Origin of the sequence: Paenalcaligenes sp. Me131 (assembly GCF_050487225.1) — a bacterium.
Lineage (GTDB): Bacteria > Pseudomonadota > Gammaproteobacteria > Burkholderiales > Burkholderiaceae_B > Paenalcaligenes.
This window is the reverse complement of sequence record NZ_JBKQGY010000002.1, coordinates 602,261-622,524: the sequence shown is the minus strand read 5'-3', so window position 1 is coordinate 622,524 and position 20,264 is coordinate 602,261. Positions and strand designations below refer to the sequence as shown.

Annotated in this window: 18 protein-coding genes; 10 read left to right on the top strand and 8 right to left on the bottom strand. The window is 51.1% G+C overall.

All coding sequences use genetic code 11. From position 1 onward, the window contains the following. Window positions 1-22 precede the first annotated feature (22 nt). The 5 genes from ACLPHM_RS11005 to ACLPHM_RS10985 all read left to right on the top strand — a co-directional run bounded on the left by ACLPHM_RS11005 (window position 23) and on the right by ACLPHM_RS10985 (window position 7,815). A complete protein-coding gene (locus ACLPHM_RS11005) occupies window positions 23-1,189 on the top strand; it encodes a YncE family protein (RefSeq protein WP_430221277.1) in 1,167 nt (388 codons plus the stop codon). A gap of 527 nt (window positions 1,190-1,716) precedes the next feature. After that, window positions 1,717-4,401 (top strand): aconitate hydratase AcnA, encoded by a 2,685-nt coding sequence (acnA, locus tag ACLPHM_RS11000; RefSeq protein WP_430221276.1) that lies wholly within the window; start codon window positions 1,717-1,719, stop codon window positions 4,399-4,401. Window positions 4,402-4,596: 195 nt separating this feature from the next. Further along, on the top strand, window positions 4,597-5,427 hold the full coding sequence (gene panB / locus ACLPHM_RS10995; protein WP_430221275.1) for a 3-methyl-2-oxobutanoate hydroxymethyltransferase: 831 nt from the start codon (window positions 4,597-4,599) through the stop codon (window positions 5,425-5,427). 34 nt (window positions 5,428-5,461) lie between these two features. Beyond that, a complete protein-coding gene (locus ACLPHM_RS10990; protein ID WP_430221274.1) occupies window positions 5,462-6,436 on the top strand; it encodes a LysR family transcriptional regulator in 975 nt (324 codons plus the stop codon). A 2-nt stretch (window positions 6,437-6,438) separates the two neighbouring features. Then, window positions 6,439-7,815 (top strand): DNA recombination protein RmuC, encoded by a 1,377-nt coding sequence (locus ACLPHM_RS10985; RefSeq protein ID WP_430221272.1) that lies wholly within the window; start codon window positions 6,439-6,441, stop codon window positions 7,813-7,815. 9 nt (window positions 7,816-7,824) lie between these two features. Here the strand turns inward: ACLPHM_RS10985 and ACLPHM_RS10980 are convergent, their stop codons facing one another. Then, the gene (locus tag ACLPHM_RS10980; protein ID WP_430221271.1) at window positions 7,825-9,570 is read right to left on the bottom strand and encodes a sensor domain-containing protein; all 1,746 of its coding nucleotides are present in this window, start codon (window positions 9,568-9,570) and stop codon (window positions 7,825-7,827) included. Between the two features lie 171 nt (window positions 9,571-9,741). Between ACLPHM_RS10980 and ACLPHM_RS10975 the strand changes: the two genes are divergently transcribed. The 3 genes from ACLPHM_RS10975 to ACLPHM_RS10965 are packed head-to-tail and all read left to right on the top strand — an operon-like array spanning window position 9,742 to window position 12,011. Beyond that, window positions 9,742-10,032, top strand: coding sequence for an acylphosphatase (locus ACLPHM_RS10975; protein ID WP_430221270.1), 291 nt, complete (start codon window positions 9,742-9,744; stop codon window positions 10,030-10,032). Window positions 10,033-10,037: 5 nt separating this feature from the next. After that, a complete protein-coding gene (locus tag ACLPHM_RS10970; RefSeq protein ID WP_430221269.1) occupies window positions 10,038-11,036 on the top strand; it encodes a TAXI family TRAP transporter solute-binding subunit in 999 nt (332 codons plus the stop codon). A 3-nt stretch (window positions 11,037-11,039) separates the two neighbouring features. After that, window positions 11,040-12,011, top strand: coding sequence for a pseudouridine synthase (locus ACLPHM_RS10965; protein ID WP_430221268.1), 972 nt, complete (start codon window positions 11,040-11,042; stop codon window positions 12,009-12,011). A gap of 6 nt (window positions 12,012-12,017) precedes the next feature. Here the strand turns inward: ACLPHM_RS10965 and ACLPHM_RS10960 are convergent, their stop codons facing one another. From ACLPHM_RS10960 to ACLPHM_RS10940, 5 genes are all read right to left on the bottom strand, one after another. Next, entirely contained in the window at window positions 12,018-12,704 is a 687-nt protein-coding gene (locus ACLPHM_RS10960; protein WP_430221267.1) for an ABC transporter permease, read from the bottom strand. Then, complete coding sequence (locus tag ACLPHM_RS10955; protein ID WP_430221266.1) at window positions 12,701-13,414, bottom strand: ABC transporter permease; 714 nt, start codon at window positions 13,412-13,414, stop codon at window positions 12,701-12,703. The genes ACLPHM_RS10960 and ACLPHM_RS10955 overlap by 4 nt, the downstream gene beginning before the upstream one ends. 12 nt (window positions 13,415-13,426) lie before the next feature. Further along, window positions 13,427-14,236 carry a transporter substrate-binding domain-containing protein gene (locus ACLPHM_RS10950; protein WP_430221265.1) on the bottom strand — a complete coding sequence of 270 codons (810 nt, stop codon included), beginning with the start codon at window positions 14,234-14,236 and terminating at the stop codon, window positions 13,427-13,429. A gap of 83 nt (window positions 14,237-14,319) precedes the next feature. After that, window positions 14,320-15,099 (bottom strand): ABC transporter ATP-binding protein, encoded by a 780-nt coding sequence (locus ACLPHM_RS10945; protein ID WP_430221264.1) that lies wholly within the window; start codon window positions 15,097-15,099, stop codon window positions 14,320-14,322. 124 nt (window positions 15,100-15,223) lie between these two features. Continuing rightward, window positions 15,224-16,498 carry a Glu/Leu/Phe/Val family dehydrogenase gene (locus ACLPHM_RS10940; protein WP_430221263.1) on the bottom strand — a complete coding sequence of 425 codons (1,275 nt, stop codon included), beginning with the start codon at window positions 16,496-16,498 and terminating at the stop codon, window positions 15,224-15,226. Between the two features lie 179 nt (window positions 16,499-16,677). Here ACLPHM_RS10940 and ACLPHM_RS10935 point away from each other — a divergent pair, with 179 nt between their 5' ends. Then, a complete protein-coding gene (locus ACLPHM_RS10935; RefSeq protein WP_430221262.1) occupies window positions 16,678-17,358 on the top strand; it encodes a YggS family pyridoxal phosphate-dependent enzyme in 681 nt (226 codons plus the stop codon). A gap of 95 nt (window positions 17,359-17,453) precedes the next feature. Beyond that, the gene (locus ACLPHM_RS10930) at window positions 17,454-18,470 is read left to right on the top strand and encodes an amino acid ABC transporter substrate-binding protein (protein WP_430221261.1); all 1,017 of its coding nucleotides are present in this window, start codon (window positions 17,454-17,456) and stop codon (window positions 18,468-18,470) included. Here ACLPHM_RS10930 and ACLPHM_RS10925 read toward each other — a convergent pair. Continuing rightward, on the bottom strand, window positions 18,467-18,922 hold the full coding sequence (locus tag ACLPHM_RS10925; RefSeq protein ID WP_430221260.1) for a hypothetical protein: 456 nt from the start codon (window positions 18,920-18,922) through the stop codon (window positions 18,467-18,469). The two genes, ACLPHM_RS10930 and ACLPHM_RS10925, sit on opposite strands and share 4 nt — an antisense overlap. Before the next feature lie 39 nt (window positions 18,923-18,961). Further along, the gene (gene dprA / locus ACLPHM_RS10920) at window positions 18,962-20,104 is read right to left on the bottom strand and encodes a DNA-processing protein DprA (protein ID WP_430221397.1); all 1,143 of its coding nucleotides are present in this window, start codon (window positions 20,102-20,104) and stop codon (window positions 18,962-18,964) included. Window positions 20,105-20,264 lie beyond the last annotated feature (160 nt).

Genomic DNA, 20,264 nt, shown 5'->3' with positions numbered 1-20,264 from the left:
ATAACAAAACATCGAGGTAAACATGAAAGTAGCAATGATTTCTACCGTAGTGGTAGCAGCATTAATCGCAGGATGTGCGGGGTCTAAAGATCTTCGTGCCACCTCAGTACAAGGAAGTGCCATGACGGCAGAAGTAGCAGCCCCTAAAGTGGTGCGTACAGCAGTTGCGCCGGCGTTATACGAATTGGCCTATTCGCCTAAACAGCGCGCTGTGTTTGTGGCATCAGTTGGTGGTCAGGGCGAAGCGGCCAACCCTAAAATTTTCCGTCTGAATCCGGATACGCTGGCGGTAGAAGCTGAAATTGCACTGGATCTACCCGGTTTGGGCGTCACTTTGGATGATGAGAATAACCGCTTATACGTAGGCAATGCCTTTGATGCAGCCGTAACGGTGATTGATACTCGCACCAACCATGTGGTGGGTGTGGCCAAACTGGCCGAGAAAGTTCATGCACTGGGCTTTGATGGTAAGCCTACCGAACGTTATCCACACAACCTACGTGAACTGCTGGTAGATAACACCACAGGTCGTTTGTTTGCGCCAGGTATTTGGATTGATGACAGCTCGTTGTATGTGGTGAACCTGAAAACCTTGGCAGTAGAAAAAGTGATGCCAGGCTTTGGTTTTGGTGCAGCGGGTGTGACGATGGACCCTAAAGCAGGCAAAGTCTATGTCGCCAACATGCAGGGTCAAGTGTTTGTGGTGGATGCCAAAACCTTAGAGCTGGATCGTGTCATGGAAGTACAGGCTGACCAGTTATTGAACATGGTGTTTGATAACAAAGCAGGCCGTATTTTGGCGATTGACCAAGGTGGCTCCAACGTTGATGGCGTGCGTGCGAATCTGGCTAAGCTGGATTACAAACCTCGTGGCGCAGGTAACCGTGTTGTGGTGATTAACCCAGCGACGGGTGAGATTGAGAAAAGCATTCCTACGGGTACTGGCCCAGTGAACTTGGCGTTGGATGAAGAACGTGGCCGTTTGTTTGTGACGAATCGTGTGTCTGGCACGGTGACGGTATACGACCGTAACGACAATGATCGTGAGCTACACAGTGTGGCTGTTCCCGATTTCCCGAACACACCGCGTTTGGATCCTCAGACAGGTGCGTTATACGTCAGTATTAAAAATGGCGAACAAGCTGGCAAAGGCAGCAACGAAAGTGTAGCTAAGCTGTCATTTGAATAACGGCAGTACAAGCTTTGTGAACCTTGCTCTGTGTGACGGCAAGTAGAGCAAGGATGGCAGAGAAAGCGCTATACCCTGACAGTGGCAAGGGGTATAGCGCTTATTTTTTTAAGCTACGCAGAGACGCTAAGGTGCTGTATTAAAAAATAATAGTTTCCACAGCCTGAAGTAGGCAGAACCCATATATTTGCGTACGGCATTTGGGCAGACTACAGATTTTTCTATAAACTATAGAAGAAGAGCTTGGTGTAACGCGCCTGCAAACGCTTGTAGGGTAACAATCGTTTTGGTGTGTAGCCCAAGTTAGATTTTGTAGCGTGTGGCGATGATTCTGTTATGTCTGAACAAGCATAATGTGGCATTACGTTCGTACAGTATGTAGTTGTTCTCACGGCAGTAACAGTGGCCATAGGCTGGCCCTGCAGGTTCTGGGTATCACCATGCCCTGAACGACTACGGTTGTGGTGTTATGCAGCAGAACATTTCAGGGTTCCCAATAGTGTGTAACCAGGAATTGGAGATGCGGTATGAGTAACGTGAACAGCTTTGGCGCGCAAGCATCGTTGCGTGTAAATGATCAGGATTATCGTATATACCGACTTGATGCCGTGCAGGGTGAGGATCTTGACGTCAAGACCTTACCGTACGGGCTAAAGATTTTGTTGGAAAACCTGCTGCGTACCGAAGATGGCGTGAATGTACGAGCAGAAGACATCCTGGCATTAGCGGGTTGGGATCCCAGTGCAGAACCTGATAAAGAGATTGCTTTTAGCCCTGCTCGCGTTGTGCTGCAAGACTTTACCGGTGTGCCTGCGGTGGTGGATTTGGCCGCGATGCGCGAAGCGATGTCGGCCTTAGGCGGCAGTGCAACCCGTATTAATCCTCTGGTTCCTGTAGAACTGGTCATTGACCACTCTGTGATTGTGGACGACTTTGCCCACAATGATTCTTTCCGACGCAACGTAGAAATTGAATACCACCGTAACCTTGAGCGCTACGAGTTCCTGCGTTGGGGACAAAGCGCTTTTGATAATTTCAGAGTAGTACCTCCGGGCACCGGTATTGTGCACCAAGTGAACTTGGAGCACTTATCGCGCGTGGTGTTTAGTCGCACTGAAGATGGCGTGAATGAAGCCTATCCCGACACCTGTGTGGGCACGGACTCGCACACCCCAATGGTGAACGGTCTGGGCGTATTGGCGTGGGGTGTGGGGGGGATTGAGGCCGAGGCCGCCATGTTGGGCCAGCCTATTTCCATGCTGATCCCGCGTGTGGTGGGCTTTAAACTAACGGGCCAATTAAACGATGGTGTGACTGCCACCGACTTGGTGCTGACCATTACCGACATGCTGCGTAAGCACGGCGTAGTGGGTAAGTTTGTAGAGTTTTACGGCTCTGGCGTCGGGTCTGTGCCGCTGGCTAACCGTGCCACGATCGGGAACATGAGCCCCGAATACGGCTCTACCGTTTCCATGTTCCCTATAGACGATGTGACGCTACAGTACATGGCATTAACAGGTCGTTCGGCTGAACAGATTGAGCTGGTGAAAGCCTATGCCCAGGCGCAAGGTTTGTGGCACGATCCTCTGCATGAGCCCCGTTACTCAGAGCGTCTAGAACTAGACTTGTCCACAGTGGTGCCATCCATAGCTGGCCCTAAACGTCCGCAAGACCGTATTGTTCTCAGTAACGTAAAACCAGCTTTCCACAAAGATTTGACGGCACTGTACGAGTCCAGAAATCAGGCCGTAGAACCGCGCCATGCCAACGTTAAGCTAGCCGATGGAGAGGCGTTTACGTTGGATGACGGTGCGGTGGTGATTGCCGCAATTACCTCATGTACCAACACGTCTAACCCCAGTGTGATGGTGGCCGCCGGTTTGGTCGCCAAAAAAGCCCATGCGTTGGGTATTACACGTAAACCATGGGTGAAAACCAGTTTGGCCCCCGGCTCCAGAGTCGTGACCGATTACCTCGACAAAGCCAAACTGACGGATCCTTTAGATGCCTTGGGCTTTAACTTGGTGGGTTACGGCTGTACTACATGTATTGGTAACTCGGGGCCGCTGATTCCTGAAGTCAGTGCGGCGGTAAACGAGCAAGATTTGACCGTTGTGTCGGTATTGTCTGGCAACCGTAACTTTGAGGGCCGTATTCACCCCGATGTGAAAATGAACTACCTGATGTCGCCTCCGCTGGTGGTGGCTTACGCGATTGCGGGTACGATGAACATCGATTTGATGAACGATGTGTTGGCAGTAGATAAAGCCGGTAATCCGGTGTACCTCAAAGATATCTGGCCAAGTACGGCAGAAATTCAAGAGGTAGTCAGCGCGGTGATTGCTACCGATATGTACCGTAAAGGCTATGCCGATGTCTTTGCGGGTGACGAGCGCTGGCGCAATCTTCCTACGCCTAAAACCAAACAGTTTGAGTGGAACCCACAGTCTACGTATGTGCGTAATCCACCGTACTTTGAGGACATGCCTAAAACACCGCTACCGGTGCAGGATATTCAGGGTGCTCGAGTGTTGGCGATGTTGGGTGACTCGGTTACGACTGACCACATTAGTCCAGCCGGTAATATCAGCAAAACGACGCCAGCAGGTGAGTACCTACTTGAGCATGGAGTGACACAGCCTGACTTCAACTCGTATGGCTCACGCAGGGGGAACCACGAAGTGATGATTCGCGGTACGTTTGCTAACGTGCGTCTGCGTAACCAGCTTGCTCCCGGTACAGAGGGTGGTTTTACTCGTGACTTTACCCAAACGGGTGCTCCTGTTTGCACGATTTATGAGGCCTCTAAACACTACTTGGCGGCTAAAACACCATTGGTGATTTTGGCTGGTAAAGAGTATGGCTCAGGGTCTTCTCGTGACTGGGCGGCTAAAGGTACGGCGTTGCTGGGTGTGCGTGCAGTGATTGCCGAGTCGTACGAACGTATTCACCGTTCTAACCTGATTGGTATGGGGGTGTTGCCACTGCAGTTCCCTGCAGGGCTCACCGCAACATCACTGGGGTTAACAGGCGAGGAAGTGTTCAGCATTACCGGCGTAAAAGCCTTGAATGCTGGGGGTATTCCTAAAACCGTACATGTAGAAGCCGGTAACGTGAAATTTGAAGCAGTCGTACGTATTGATACGCCTACCGAGGCAGACTACTACCGACATGGTGGCATTATGCAGTTTGTATTGCGTAGTCTGCTGTGAATGTTGGATATGAGCGACTGAGATTAGCCCTAGCACCATTGATGTAGAGAGTGCGTGTCGTATTGCAAATTTGGTGCTATGGTTTGTATTGTGCAGTGCCATATTTCTACGGAAATATGGCACTGTTTGCCGAAACCAGAAGCTGGTTTGCATCGGCACTATTAACAAGAAACATGTAGTCAACAGGAGTTATTCATGAGTGTACACAGCCAAATTAAGCGTCGTACAGTTCCCGAACTAATGGCTTGCAAAGGAGGCCAGAAGCTAGTTTCACTGACCGCTTATATTGCGCCTATAGCCCGACAGCTAGACCCTTACATGGATATGATCCTTGTTGGGGATTCCACAGCGATGGTTGGCTACGCCATGGATGACACCCTAAGTATTACCGTTGAGCAGATGACTGCCCATGCACGTGCGGTGGTACGTTCCACTTCACATGCATGTGTGGTGGTAGACATGCCTTTTGGCTCGTACCAAGAGTCGCCAGAGCAGGCATTTCGCAATGCGGCCTATATGTTGGCACATAGCGGCGCATCCGCCGTTAAAATGGAAGGTGGAGAAGCATTAGCAGAGACCACCCGCTTTTTAGTGGAGCGGGGCGTTCCAGTGTTGTCGCACGTGGGCTTGATGCCGCAGTACGTCAACACTATGGGTGGTTTCAAGGCTCAAGGTATGAGCGATACAGCTGCGCAGCGTATTTATAACGATGCGTTGGCCCATCAATCAGCAGGTGCTTTTGCAGTAGTGTTGGAAGGGGTGGCCGAAGCATTGGGGCGTCGCCTGACAGAAGATCTGCGCATTCCTACGATTGGAATTGGTGCATCACCAGCATGTGATGGCCAGATTCTAGTAACGGAAGATATTCTGGGCTTGGGTGATGGGCATATTCCACGTTTTGCTAAAACATTCGCGGATGCGGGTGCGGTAATTCGTGGTGCAGCAGCAGCCTACGCAGATTCTGTACGTAATGGCAGCTTCCCTGGGCTGGAAAATTGCTTTGGCGTGAAACGTAACGCTGAATAACTATGATCACCCGTCAGGGTGAGACAATCAACGCATGGAAATACGTCAACTGGAGGCTTTTGCCGCGGTTTTGACGGCGGGTAGTGTTACGGCTGCGGGGCGTCTCTTAGAGCGTTCGCAGCCGGTCGTTAGCCGTCAGCTTCAAGACTTAGAGCAAAGACTGGGTTTTACCTTGTTTCATCGTACCCGTCCCCACGTCAAATTGACGGAAAAGGGCAGGGAATTTTATGAGGAAGTAAGGCCAATCCTAGCGGGCTTGGAAGTGTTGGACGCGAGGGCACGAGATATTGCGCAAGGGTTAAGCCGCCCGTTACGGGTAGCGGCGACGCCGTCCCTGTCTCTGAGTGTGTTGCCCCAAGTTATTGCTTTATTAGAGCAACAACAGCCTTTCTTCCAGCAAAAGCTGTTTATAGACAGCTTGTTGCCTGATGAAGTGATTAAACAGGTCAGCGAAGGCAAAGTCGATATAGGACTGACCAGCCTGCCGGTAGACCTGGGCACCAACCGTTTACACTGGTCGGGCCAAGCACCGTATATGCTGGCGTTGCCAGAAGGGCATGCTTTAGCGGATCACGAAGTGATTGATTTATCCACCATTGAAGATCAGATGGTGGTGTCGGTGTTTCATCGTTATCGCATGCGGTACCGACAAGCGACAGCGTTGATGCGAGCTCATGCCACACCTAACGAGTTGCGCCGTATAGAAACCGCCAGCTCGGTTAACGTATTGAGCATGGTACGAGTGGGGTTGGGCGTGGGTATCTTGGACCCGTATCTAGCCGCCTGCTATCCCATGGATGGCGTGGTGGTGCGAGAAATACAAAACTACATTCCTGCCATGATAGGGGTAGTGAGTCATACCGATAGACCCTTACATGCAGAAGCCCCTGTATTGATCGAGGCCTTACGCCAGTTTGTGGTAGAAAGTGTGCCTCGCTTCATTATTGGCGATGATAGTGGGTTACCGCAGGAACACGATCCGTTTCCTGAATTATCAGTGAGTGAGTAAGCGTGAGTAGTTGGTTGGCAGCATTAGCCCCTTTTTGGACTCCATTACTGGGCGTGGGGCTAGTGATAGCGCTGCTGTTGCTGTATGGGCGACACACAGCGTTGCGTTTGGCCAGACAGCAAACTCAGCATGTGCAAGATAGGCTGGATGAAAGCTTGGATAGGGCGGCGTATCTGGAAGCGCAGTGGCAGCAAAGTCAGTCCGATGCACGACAACTAGACAAGCAACTCACCGAATTGCAAGTTAGGCATGATGAAAAAGAGCATGCCTATCAACGGTTGGAACACAACCTAGAGCAATCCAAGCAACTGATGCAAACGGAATTCCAGAATTTGGCCAACACCATTCTGGAAGAAAAAGGCCAGCGCTTTCAGCAAAGTAATCAACAGGCGTTACAGACCTTATTGCAGCCTTTCAGAGAACAGATATCGTCCTTTCAGCAGCGTGTTAACCAATTGCATGACCAGTCGCTTAAAGGGCAGGTCAATCTGGAAGCGGAAATTCGGCGCGTGCTGGATATAGGCTTACAGATGTCGTCCGAGGCAAAGCATTTATCCAAAGCATTGAAAGGGGATAAAAAGCTGAGCGGTATTTGGGGTGAGTTGCAGTTAGAACGTACGTTAGAAGCCGCCGGTTTGGTGCGCGGTGAGCACTTCCTTAGCCAAGCTGCCTTGCAAACAGAGTATGGTCATAAGCGCTTCCCCGACTTTCTGATCAAGCTGCCTGAAAACCGTCATATGGTCTTGGACAGTAAAACCTCGCTAGTTGATTACGAGCGAGCGGTACGTGCTGAGGATGATGTAGAGCGTGGCCAGCATATGGACAACTTGCTGCGGGCGATGCGTCATCATATGGATGATTTGGCGGGGAAACGCTATGACCAGTTGCCGGGGTTGAGTAGCCCTGACTTTGTATTTATGTTCGTACCTATTGAAGGGGCGTACATAGAGGCGATGCGCCATCAGCCTGATTTATTTGAATACGGCATGAAGCGCCATGTGATGTTGGTGTCGCATGCTACGTTGCTACCCGTGCTGCGCACGGTAGCGAACTTGTGGATGATTGTGCGTAGCAACGAGCAAGCACACGAGCTAGGGTTACGTGCTGCTGATTTGCATGACCAAGTAGTGTTGTTGGCAGATAGATTCAAGCGTATGGGTGAAAGCCTGCGCCAAATGAATGGGCATTTCAATAGTACGGTGACGGCGTTATCAGGGCAGCAAGGGGTGTATGGCAAGCTGCAGCGCTTCAAAGAGTTATCGGCGCGTAGCACCAAGACGCTGCCAGCGTTGGATAGCCAGCAGCATGATGTGGAGCTTTATCGCTTAGACAGCATTGAGCCTGAGTCCGCCGCACCTGAAGGCGATGATCAGCCCTAATCGCTACGATTAAGGCCGTGGTTTGCTCAGCAAAAATTGATGCCATTCTTCTTGTGGCATGGCTTCTGCGTATAAGTGTCCTTGCAAGGCCGAGCACTGATGCTGGGTTAAGAAATCAGCTTGCGCTTGCGTTTCTACCCCTTCGGCCACAATGTGTAAGCGCAGTTGCTGGCCTAAGGCCAAAACCGCCCTCACAATGGCGGCGCTATCTGGGTCTGTCGCTATATCGTGAATAAGGCTACGGTCTATTTTTAGCTCGTACAGCGGCAGGCGTTTCAGAGCAGCCAAGTTGGAATAGCCAGTACCAAAATCATCAATAGCAAAACGAATCCCTCGCTGCACCAACCTATTCATTAAGGCAGTGGTTTGGTAAGGGTCTTGCATCAACATGCCTTCGGTAATTTCAAAGATCAACCTGTTGGCTGGTGCTTGATGCGTGTCCAAGGTGCGTTCTATACGCTGCAAAAGGCTGGGATCACGAAACTGTGATGGACTGATATTGACCGATACAGTGAAGTGGTGTGAGGGGTAGGCCAATAATAAGGCGCAGGCTTGTTCTAGTAACCAGTCGCCCAATTTTGAAATCAATTGGCTTTCTTCGGCAAGAGGGATAAAACGCTCAGGAGTAATCCAGCCTCGTTCGGGGTGATGCCAACGCAGCAGCAGCTCTACACCTATGGTCTCTTGTTGTGCATTGAACTGAGGCTGAACATAGGCTTTGAGCTGATCAGAGCCTATGGCATAGCTTAGGTCGCGGCCTATGCTCACACGATCCTCTGCCTCTTGCGTCATGGTGGGTTCGTAAAAGGTGACCTGATTTCTGCCGTTGTCTTTGGCGCGGTGCATCGCCACGTTCGCTTCGCGCAGCACATCTTCTGTGCCCACACTGTGAGCCGTCAAAAAGGCTACCCCTATAGAAGCACTGAGCAGGTAGGCTTGGCCATTAATGAAGTAGGGGGCTTCTAGTGCGCGACGTATACGGTCGCTAACTTCTACAGTCGTGCTGTAGTAGGCTTGTGGGTCTTCTGATAACTGGGTAAGGACTACGACAAACTCATCACTGCCCAGACGAGCTACGGAGTCATCTTGACGCATCATGCGCATTAAACGACGTGCGACTTTTTTGAGTAACTCATCACCTATATGGTGGCCACGGGCATCATTGATGTGCTTGAAGTTGTCTAAATCAATGAACAACACGGCACTGTTTTGTTGATCTCTGCGAGCCGTGAGCAAGAGATTTTCCAAGCGGTTCAGCAGTAGACGTCTATTGGGTAGCTCTGTTAGCAGATCATAAAAAATCAGTTGGTGATTGATATCACGTATGGCTTTGTAAGCCGTAATATCCGTAGAGATGCTGCAGACAGCAGTAATGTGTTCGTATTTGTCTCGTAACGGAAATTTTACCGATAGAAAAGTGCTGGTACGTTTGTCGTGAGCATTAATGAACTGCTCTTCCATGCTCAGGTGATCGCCATGTAGCAACACCTGTAGATCACTTTTACGGTTTTTAGTTTGCTCTTGCGCGGAAGCATAAATATCATCGAAGCGTTTACCTAGGGCTTGCGTCGCATTAATGTTAAAAAAGTCACAGACTTTTTTATTCACATGCAGATATTGTAGGTTGGCGTCTTTGATGGTGATCAGGGCGTCAATATTATCCAGAATACCTTTTAGCTGTAGATTGCTATTGGACTCGGCTTTGGCCCAGCGTAAGGTGCGGTGCTGCAGTAGCAGTAAAAACGTACTGAGCAAAAAGAGAGCCCCTAAAACGAGGCCAGCTACCCAGAACCAGATATGCGAGTGTGTTGCACCGTTTGCGGTGGCCCAGGATGCGCTACTAAAGCATAATAATACGCTGTAAAGTATGGGTTTAATGGTGGTAAGAATAGCGATCACCGTAAGCGCAGTAAAAGGGTAGAGATAATGTCTGAGTCGAATCTGGATAATGAAACAGTAGAGGTAGTGGTAACGGGCAAGGTGCAAGGCGTAGGCTTTCGCGCGGCCACTGCACGACATGCGCATTTGCATAAGTTGACTGGCTGGGTTCGTAATGCTCCGGACGGTTCAGTTGAGCTGTTGTTACAAGGTGGGACGGACAAGATTGATAGATTACTGTCATGGCTGTACCAAGGCCCGGAGCACGCACGAGTAGAGCATGTACAGGTTATGCGTTCATACGATGACAGACGATACCAGCATTTTCAAATACGATAAAGATCATGGTGCAACGATTTAGTAGCGGTTTTTTAAGGTTTGGATTCGCCATAATTCTGAGTGGCATAACAGCACTTTCGCATGCTGAATCACTGCCCACGCCAGCGACAGTGGTGAGCATAGGTGCGGGTGGTGTAGGGGGCGTATATTACGCGGTAGGTGGCGCAATGTGCAGGATGTTAAGCCGTGCCACACTAGAAACGCCCTACATTTGCAAAGTCGATGCCACAGGCGGTTCAGTGTTTAACATGAACGCCCTGAAAACCGGCGAAATAGACTTTGCGATGGTGCAGTCTGATATTGCGAATCACGCGTATGTGGGCGATGCCCAGTTTGCAGCCGTTGGCCCATACGAGCCATTGCGTGCGATGTTTTCGCTGCATCCCGAGTCTGTCACGATTGTGGCACGTAAAGAGTTAGAGGCTACGAGCTTCGACGACTTACAAGGGAAGCGAGTCAACATTGGCCACCCCGGGTCGGTAGCGCGTGCGGCGGTAGACCAATTATTGGATGCCAAGGGCACAGACTACGAGTTCTTTTCCAGAACCACAGAGCTGCGCGCTGATGAGCTGACTGAGTCCTTATGTAGTGGCAGAATTGATGCCTTCATTCTGAGTGTGGGCCATCCATCAGCGTCTGTGCAAGATCCTGCGGCGTTGTGTGGTGCGCAAGTAGTGCCACTGACGGGTGAGGTGGTAGAGACATTGGTAGACACCTATCCCTACTACGCCAAGGTAGATATTCCGGGCGGTATTTATTCCAATAACCCTGCCAATGTGCCCACATATGGGGTGTTATCAACGGTAGTCACACGCGCCGATGTAGACGAACAGCGCGTCTATGACATGACCAAAGCGATCTTTGGTGGGTTGGATAATTTCAAGCGCCTGCATCCTTCGCTAGAGCACTTGGATAAGCAGCGCATGACTAAAGATGGGTTGTCCATGCCCTTGCATCCTGGTGCATTGCGTTATTTCCGCGAACAGGGCTGGGTGAAGAACTAAGTTATGCAGGACCTGAACACTATGCGCGACGCACCACGACGTCGCGCGCCTATTGCGCCCTTACCCACTAAAGAGGGCGTTTCCCCAAGTAGAGTGTGGTTACCTGAAGGTGCATGGCTCACCTTGGGTGAGTTTTTGCTGCAGCGTTTTGAATACTTGGACCCAGCCGCCTTACAGCAGCGTATTGAGCGTGGCGATGTGGTGAACGATGCTGGTGAGCCGCAAGCGCTAGATATGCCTTATGTGCCGGGCCAATGGTTGTGGTACTACCGCGAGGTGGCCGATGAAGCAATCGTGCCTTTTGAGATGCCTATACTGTATGCGGATGATCGGTTAATCGCCGTAGACAAGCCGCATTTTTTGGCGACCACACCGTCTGGCAGCTACCTGAAAGAAACCGCTTTAGTGCGCTTGCGTGCGCAGTTTGATAACCCTGATATTACGCCGCTGCATAGGTTGGATAGGGATACAGCAGGGGTGCTGCTATTTTGTGTGCAGCCGCAGTATCGCGGGTTGTACCAAAGCTTATTCCAGAGCCGTGATGTACAGAAAGAGTACGAGGCTATCGCACCAGCAGGGCTAAAGCTTAATTTGCCCAGTCACTATTGCAGCCATATAGAGGCCTTGAAAGGGGTGTTTCTCGTGCGTGAGCGCGATGACTTGGATGCAAACAGTGAGACCTACATAGAAGAACTGTCACGCTGGCAAATGGAAGATGAGTCGTGGTGGTGCCATTATCGTTTGCAGCCTACCACGGGGCGTAAGCACCAATTGCGTGTACACATGAGTAGTCTGGGTAGTCCTATTTTAAACGACAGCTACTACCCGCACTGGGATCAGTCTAGACCTATAGACGATTTCAGTTTGCCGTTGCAGTTACTGGCACGTCGTATCGCGTTTGTAGACCCGGTGGATGGTGAGCACAGGGCATTCACCAGCCAGCGCCAGTTGGACGCGTTACCCAACAAGCGTTAAGCGTGTTTAACGCTTGGCAATGTGTAGCCAACGCTCGATGACATGCACAATGGCGAGCAATGTGAAGTTGATAGCCAAATACAGCAAACCCGCAATCATGAAGGTTTCAATGATGGCGTAGCTTTGGTTCATCAAGCGTTTGGCATGGCCGGTTAAGTCCATCACGGCGATGGTGGACGCTAAGCTGGTGCCTTTGATGACCAAAATGATTTCATTGCTGTAAGCGGGTAGCGCTTGGCGTATAGCCAAAGGGAAGCTCACACGACAGAAGCGTTTGAACGGGCGCATACCTATGGCTTTGGCGGCTTCGATTTGACCGTTAGGGATGGACTGAAAACCGCCCCTAAACACTTCACCAATATAGGCACCACTGTTTAGCGCGATGGCCAAGATGGCACAGCGCGTCCCATCGCTGAATATCCACCACAGGGCAGGCGTGTGACGGATGAATCCCAACGTACCCAAGCCGTAGTAGAGGATAAACAGCTGTACCAGCAAGGGTGTGCCGCGAAATACAGTGCTGTAGCCAAAGGCAAAACCGACAGCAAGCTTGTTACCCGATACGCGCATCAAGGCCAGTGCCATGCCCACCAGCAGCGATAGGCCTATACCAAACAAGCCTATTTGCAGAGTAGTGCCAAAACCTTTTAGCAGGTTGGTGACCGTGTACTCAAACAGTTCCATGTCTATCATGCGACTGTCCTCATGCCACGGCCAAAGTGGCGTTCAGCCCAGACAAACATGCCTTGGCTGGCAGCACCAATAAAGAAATACAGCACGGCGGCCATTAAGTACAAGGCTAAGGGTTCGCGTGTAGAGGCGGCGCCCAACACGGCAGCACGCATTAGTTCGATCAGCCCCACTAGGGAGATCAGCGCGGTGTCTTTTAGCGCGGTTTGCCACACGTTGTTGGCGCCTGGCAAGGCATACCAAAACATTTGCGGCAAGGTAATGCGGAATAAGCGTTTTCGGGCTGACATGCCAATGGCGCGAGCAGCTTCGAATTGGCCTTCGGGAATAGCTTGTAATGCCCCCCTAAAGACTTCGACGCTATACGAGCCAGCAATCAAACCTATGGCCAAAATACCCACCAACGCAGGGAACCATTTATTGACGGTTTCTTGCCATTGCAGGAAGTTGGCTAAATCAGAAACGGCTTGAATACTACCGAAGAACAGCAGGTAGATAATTAGCAGCTCTGGGATACTGCGCACCACGGTGGTGTACAGGCTAATGAGCCAACTTAGCCACCGTGGTCCTCGAACTTTGATGCTGGCACCCGCTATGCCTATCACTGTACCCAACAACATACCAAAAAAGGCAATGAATACAGTCATGAGGGCACCGCGTACTAGCATAGTGCCCCAGCCGTCCTGCAAAATGCGCAGCATGGTGTCCAGCATAGTAATTCAGACCTACTTTTTGCAGACGTCGTAGTTAGCGATATCAATCTCGAACCATTTTTCGCTTGCGGTCTTCATGGTGCCGTTATTGATCAGTTCGCACAGAGCTGTGTCGACTTTAGCTTTCAGTTCTGCGTTATCTGGGTGAATACCCACCGCAATACCGTAGCCCAGAGTTTCAGGATCGGAAGAACCTTTGATGACGTACTCGGTCAGCGCGTACTCGTTGTTATCCATTTTGTGCAGGAAACGAGATTGCGATGTCAGGTCAGCAAATGTACCGTCTAGACGACCAGCGTCCAAATCGATTTGCATCTGATCCAGTGTTTCGTAGTTGCGAACGGTGGTTTTAGGAGCCACTTTGTTCAGGTATGCGCCGTGCGTTGTACCGCCTTGTACACCAATGGTTTTACCGTCTAGGCCTGCGAAAATCGTGTCAGCATCAGCAGCTTTGATCAAGTCGCTGTTCGCTGGCAAAACGAAAATTGCGTCTTCTACAGCGTAAGGGATACTGAAGTTCACACGTTTTGCACGCTCAGGGGTGTAAGACATGCCCGAGATGATCAAGTCAAAACGGTTAGCGTTCAGGGATGGAATCAAGCTGTCAAAGGCTTGAACCACAAATTGGCAGTCGTTACCCAACTGCGCGCAGAGGGCTGCGCCCACGTCTGCATCAAAACCAGTCACAGTACCGGTAGCATCAACCATGCTCCATGGTGGGTAACCACCTTCAGTACCAATTTTCATGGTGGCGGCGTTGACGCTGCCCAGACCCAAGAGGGCAAAGCTTGCGCAAATGGCCGCTTTTTTCAGAATTTTCATGAGTGTAGTCTCCCTTGAAAGGCGCAGTGGGACGTCCACGGCGAAAAGGCATTGTAAAGGGTGAATGCCATCGCACCCACTGTTTAGTGCGATGGTGTTAGAAACTGACGTAAACGCTCGGATTTCGGGTTCTGGAACAGTTCCTCTGGCGGTGCGTATTCTTCAATACGGCCGTTGTGCATAAAGATGACATGACCAGACACGTTGCGCGCAAATTGCATTTCGTGTGTGACCAAAATCATGGTGCGGCCTTCGCGTGCCAAATCGTTGATGACGCGCAGCACTTCCCCCACCATTTCTGGGTCTAGGGCGGATGTGGGTTCATCAAACAGCATGACTTCAGGGTCCATAGCCAGCGCACGGGCAATGGCTACGCGTTGCTGTTGTCCACCCGATAACTGAGCAGGGTAGGACGCGGCTTTGTCGGCAAGGCCTACTTTGTCTAGCAGCTCCATGGCGTAGCGTTGTGCTTGCGCTTTGGGCATGCTTTTGACATGCACAGGGCCTTCCACCACGTTTTGCAACACAGTACGGTGAGACCACAGGTTGAAGTTTTGGAACACCATGCCCAAGCGACGACGTACTTGTTCCAATAATTTTGGGTCAGCACTTACCATGGTGCCGTTGCGCAAACGTTTGCTGCGCAATACGTCATTCCCAATGTGAATGTCGCCTTGATCGGGGACCACCAAATGGTTAATGCAACGTAGTAGCGTGCTTTTTCCAGAGCCCGATGCACCGATGATAGAAACCACTTCACCTTTTTGCGCAGTAAACGAAATCCCTTTCAGGACTTCATTGTCTTGAAAGGCTTTATGCACATCATGAACCTGTACGGCATAGGGGCTAGAAGGGGTACTCACGTGATAATCTCGGGCGGAAAATAAATGCCAAACAGATAATTATAAAGAGTCTGGGGCATTATTGCCGAAATTACGGTGCTTTCATGCTCAGATGCAGCGAAAGCACCGCTTTTGCAGTGGCTATTTAGGGATATAGACCACGTAACTCTTGGGCTTCCAAGATGCGTGAACAGGCCATAATAAATGAGGCTGTGCGCAGATTGATGGCATGTTGACGGGCAATGGTAGAGATATCTTTGTAGGCATTGCGCATCATGCTTTCTAAGCGGCGATTAATCAGCTCTTCTTCCCAGAAAAAGCTGGAGAAGTTCTGTACCCATTCAAAATAGCTCACCGTGACGCCACCCGCGTTGGCCAGCACGTCAGGGATGACAAACACACCGTTTTGGGTGAGGATGTCATCGGCCTCAGGGGTGGTTGGGCCATTAGCGCCTTCCACCACAATGCGCGTGCGAATAGACGCTGCATTTTTAGCAGTGATTTGGCCTTCTAGCGCGGCAGGGATCAAGATCTCGCTTTCTAGTGTCCAGAAATCCTCATTGGCTAAGGCCTCGCTGTCGGGGGCATTCGCCACACCGCCAGTGCTACGTACATGTTCTAAAACAGCGGTGACGTTTAAGCCTGCCGCGTTATAGATAGTGCCCGTGTGATCTTGTGCAGCAATCACTTTAGCGCCGACTTCGGCGAACAGTTTGGCGGCAGTGCCACCCACGTTCCCCATGCCTTGTACCGCAATGCGTGCGCCCTCTAGGCTAATGCCCAAATCGCGTGCGGCTTCGACGGCAACGGTGAACACCCCACGGCCCGTAGCGTCTACACGGCCTAGGCTACCACCCAGTGCCAGCGGTTTACCCGTCACGACGCCGGTGCTGAGGTGACCCGTTTTCTGAGCATAGGTGTCTAGAATCCATGCCATGGTTTGGGCATTGGTGTTGACGTCTGGTGCAGGAATGTCTTGGTTAGGGCCAAGAATGTCACTGATTTCACTGGTGTAGCGGCGAGTGACACGTTCCAGTTCACGTTTGGAGTAGTTGCGCGGGTCGATGCGAACCCCACCTTTGGCACCACCAAACGGTACGTTGACCGCTGCACATTTCACGGACATCCATGCTGACAGCGCCATCACTTCAGACAAGGTCACGTCTTGGTGAAAGCGTATGCCGCCTTTGCCGGGGCCGCGCGCCATGTTGTGCTGCACACGATAGCCTTCGAAGTGGGCAATGGTGCCATTGTCCAGTTCGACAGGAATATCTACCGTCAAAATGCGTTTAGGGTGTTTGAGGGTGTCTACCCAGCGGGATAGTTTGCCTAGGTAGGGCGTGACACGCTCTACCTGTTCCAGATACACAGCCCACGGGCCGGGATTATCTGGTGGTAAGTAAGAAGGAAGTTGCGACATTACGGTGCTATAAATAGTGTTGTTGTAAAGATTGTGATCTGCCTCTTTGGGCAGTACTTCATTTTTGCGCCATTTGTGGTGTGTCGCAACCCTGTACCAGATACGTACACCCCAGACCTATGATTCAATAGTCATGGGCAGTCCTGTTATTTGATTACACATATTCTTGGTAAAACACTATGCAGCAACGTCTTGCCGCCATTAGGCACACTATTGAGCAAGCTTGTCATAACGCTGGTCGTGATGCGTCTGACGTGACGCTATTGCCGGTCAGCAAAACCTTTGATGACACTAAAGTACTAGAAGCCGCCGCGTTAGGTTTGCGACGCTTTGGTGAAAATCGTTTGCCGGATATACGTCAGCGCTGCGAAAACATGCCAGACCAGCAGTTTGAGTGGGTCATGATTGGGCATGCGCAAAGTAACAAAGCACGCGATGTGGCACGTTACGTTAGCGAGTTGCAGTCGCTGGACAGAGAGTCCTTAGCCGAGGCGTTAGATAGGCGTCTGGAACAAGAGGGGCGAACGCTAGATGTTTTGGTGCAACTTAAAACGGCCGCTGAAACGAGCAAAACTGGCTTGGAGCCTGCTGAGGTAGTCACTTTTTTGCAGAAACTCAAAGACTATCCGTGTTTGCAGGTGAAGGGTCTGATGACCATGGCAACGCAAACCGACGACGAAGCGGAAATACGCCGTTGTTTTAGAGCCGCTAAGTTGGCTCAGCAACAGGCATTAGATGCTGGATACCCCGTGCACAGGTTGTCTATGGGCATGAGCCAGGATTACGTGCTGGCCATAGAGGAAGGCAGTACTGAGCTACGTATTGGGTCAGCCTTATTTGGGCATCGTGACTACGCATAAATACCCGTTAGCCATAAACTAATGCTGCCGCAATGACGCATAGGCTGCGGTACTATTTTGCTTGTACACCATTATGGTAAGAAAGGAGATCAGAGATGCGTTTAACACAGATTGTGGCAGCAGTAGCCACGGCAGTTGTGGGGATGTCAGCAGCACAGGCAGGAACACTGGATGTGGTGAAAGCTCGCGGCTATGTGGCTTGCGGCGTGACTACAGGTTTTGCCGGTTTTTCTGCTCCTAACGATAAGGGCGATTGGGAAGGTCTGGATATTGATGTATGTCGTGCAGTGGCGGCAGCGACCTTGGGCGACTCAGAAAAATTCAAAGCAGTGCCGTTGAACGCGCAACAGCGCTTCACCGCATTGCAGTCTGGCGAAATTGATGTGTTGGCGCGTAATACTACCGTGACACAGCAACGTGATACATCGGTAGGTGCGATCAGCGCCGGTATCAACTTCTACGACGGTCAGGGCTTCTTGGTGCCCGTGTCTTTAGGTGTAGAGAGCGCCAAAGATTTGAACGGTGCCACAGTATGTATGCAGACTGGTACGTCCAATGAAAACACCATGGCTGACTGGGCACGTGCTCACAACGTCGAGTACACACCGGTGGTGTACGACCAGTTTAACGAAGTGGTAAACGCGTTTGTGTCTGGCCGTTGTGATGTGTTCACGACAGATGCGTCCGGCTTGGCGTCCATCCGTATTTCCCGCACGGCTAACCCTGCCGATTACGTGGTATTGCCAGAGATCATTTCCAAAGAGCCTCTAGGACCTTTCGTACGTCAAGGCGACGATCCATGGCTGAACATTGTGAAATGGTCACTGCAAGCGATGCTGAATGCCGAAGAGCTGGGCCTGACTTCCGCGAATGTGGATGCACATTTAGACAGCACAAACCCAAATATTCAACGTTTGTTGGGTGTGACAGCAGGTTCGGGTAAAAACTTAGGTCTGGACGAAACCTGGGCGTACAACATCATCAAACAAGTGGGCAACTACGGCGAAAGCTTTGACCGCACTGTAGGTGAAGGCAGCCCATTGCAGATCAAACGTGGTTTGAACGCGTTGTGGACTGACGGTGGTTTGATGTACGGCTTGCCAGTGCGCTAAGCCTTATGTCGGTAGGCCAGGGCGATGCGAGCAAAAGCCACTTGCACGTCCTGGTCACTGCCTTGAAACGTGACCGGTCTGCCGCGTACCGGAAAGCAGATCAATCGTTTAGAGAACAGCATAGGCACGAATTTAGCGTGTCGAATGTCTTGCCATGCAATGTGGCGTTTGAATAGCCAGCTTTGGCTAATCCCTTCTTCGGTAATGCTTGTTTGACCATGGTACATGTACCAGGCCATCACAATAATCCCTGCATACGCCATCACAATCGCTGCGATGATCATGGGGCTTACGCCTTGGCCGTGTGGGCCAGATGCCGTTAGTACCAACCGTATTCCAATCCCGATGACGACTACACATGCCAACCAAGCGATGGCTTTGGGCCATGCTCTGCCTTGTATGGGTAAAGAGCCCAGTTCAGCGAGTAGGGTAGTGGGAATAGGAGAGGTCATGAATCTGCTCGGGCAAAAACTAAAACGGTGTGGGTGGATTTAATCAGCGGTAATACGTTGGTAATGTCCGCTTTGCGACAGGGCAATATTACCTGCCAGCTCTAGTTCCAGTAAATGGGTGGCGAGCGTGGCCAAATCCATATTGGTACGTTGCTGGATGGTTTCCGGGCTGATGGGGTCAAAGCCCATTACTTCCAGAATCTGCTGCTGTGCCGAGGGCAAAGCAGGAGCCGGAGTGCGAGGTTTAACCGGCATGGCGTATTGAGACAGGCTAGGGTTTTTATGCGCGATTTCTTCTTGTATGTGTTCGGCAGACTCCACCAACTTTGCGCCTTGGCGTATTAACTGGTGGCAGCCCCTAGCTAAGGGGGAGTGTATAGAGCCGGGGATAGCAAAGACTTCTCGGCCTATATCTAGGGCTTGTCTGGCGGTGATTAATGAGCCGCTTTTTAAGGCAGCTTCTACCACTAAGACGCCAGCGGCTAGCCCCGCCACAATGCGATTTCGTTGCGGGAAATGGTAGTGCAGCGCCCGTGTACCCAGAGGGAACTCACTGATCAGCAGCCCATGTTGGGCAATGCGATGCGCCAAATCACGGTTGCGGGCAGGGTAAATGATGTCTAACCCCGTACCTAATACGGCGACGGTACTGGCATGTGGATTAGCCGCATCCAAACTGCCGGCGTGTGCGGCGGCATCAATGCCGCTTGCCAAACCACTGATAATGCTCCAGCCCAACTCGGTTAAATGTTTTGCAAAGGCGTAGGCATTTTCATTGCCCGCTTGCGTGGCACTTCTAGCCCCCACAATGGCGAAGCTAGGCACGTTCAGCAAATGCTTGTTGCCCTTGGCATAGATCAACAGTGGTGGATCATGGCTTTCCAACAAGGCTTGTGGGTAATCGGGGTCAGCCAAGGTGATGATGTGATTGGGTTCGGTAGTAGACCATTTCAAGGCTTGTTGAATGTGTGCTTCGATTTCAGCACTGGGCGATGCTTTTAACTGTGCAGCCAGATTGCTGGGCAATAGTTTGCTCAGCATACCCACGGGTTGGCTGTAAATATCGGGCGGCAGTCCAAAATGGGCCAGCAAGGCACGTGTTTGTGCCGGGCCTATGGCCGGCTCAAAACTTAGCCGTAGCCAGTAATACAGTTCGGAATTAGAAAGATCGGTGGTGGGCATCATGTAGCGAAGTGTGCCATGGAATCAGCACAAAAAACGGCCATAAGTGTTGCCATTATCCATGTATTTGTAAGGATGTAGCGCCTGTTACCTACGCAATGGCTGTCTACATCACGCATGATGGCTTAAAATACCTTTTTAAGTATCGTTTTGTGTACCG

Excerpts from the sequence above, each read along its gene's own strand:
- ACLPHM_RS10925 (WP_430221260.1), bottom strand. The coding sequence starts at position 18,922 with ATGACCTCTCCTATTCCCACTACCCTACTCGCTGAACTGGGCTCTTTA.
- acnA (WP_430221276.1), top strand. The coding sequence starts at position 1,717 with ATGAGTAACGTGAACAGCTTTGGCGCGCAAGCATCGTTGCGTGTAAAT.
- ACLPHM_RS10960 (WP_430221267.1), bottom strand. The coding sequence starts at position 12,704 with ATGATAGACATGGAACTGTTTGAGTACACGGTCACCAACCTGCTAAAA.
- ACLPHM_RS10965 (WP_430221268.1), top strand. The coding sequence starts at position 11,040 with ATGCAGGACCTGAACACTATGCGCGACGCACCACGACGTCGCGCGCCT.
- ACLPHM_RS10930 (WP_430221261.1), top strand. The coding sequence starts at position 17,454 with ATGCGTTTAACACAGATTGTGGCAGCAGTAGCCACGGCAGTTGTGGGG.
- ACLPHM_RS10950 (WP_430221265.1), bottom strand. The coding sequence starts at position 14,236 with ATGAAAATTCTGAAAAAAGCGGCCATTTGCGCAAGCTTTGCCCTCTTG.
- ACLPHM_RS10990 (WP_430221274.1), top strand. The coding sequence starts at position 5,462 with ATGGAAATACGTCAACTGGAGGCTTTTGCCGCGGTTTTGACGGCGGGT.
- ACLPHM_RS11005 (WP_430221277.1), top strand. The coding sequence starts at position 23 with ATGAAAGTAGCAATGATTTCTACCGTAGTGGTAGCAGCATTAATCGCA.
- dprA (WP_430221397.1), bottom strand. The coding sequence starts at position 20,104 with ATGCCCACCACCGATCTTTCTAATTCCGAACTGTATTACTGGCTACGG.
- panB (WP_430221275.1), top strand. The coding sequence starts at position 4,597 with ATGAGTGTACACAGCCAAATTAAGCGTCGTACAGTTCCCGAACTAATG.
- ACLPHM_RS10940 (WP_430221263.1), bottom strand. The coding sequence starts at position 16,498 with ATGTCGCAACTTCCTTCTTACTTACCACCAGATAATCCCGGCCCGTGG.
- ACLPHM_RS10935 (WP_430221262.1), top strand. The coding sequence starts at position 16,678 with ATGCAGCAACGTCTTGCCGCCATTAGGCACACTATTGAGCAAGCTTGT.
- ACLPHM_RS10975 (WP_430221270.1), top strand. The coding sequence starts at position 9,742 with ATGTCTGAGTCGAATCTGGATAATGAAACAGTAGAGGTAGTGGTAACG.
- ACLPHM_RS10955 (WP_430221266.1), bottom strand. The coding sequence starts at position 13,414 with ATGCTGGACACCATGCTGCGCATTTTGCAGGACGGCTGGGGCACTATG.
- ACLPHM_RS10970 (WP_430221269.1), top strand. The coding sequence starts at position 10,038 with ATGGTGCAACGATTTAGTAGCGGTTTTTTAAGGTTTGGATTCGCCATA.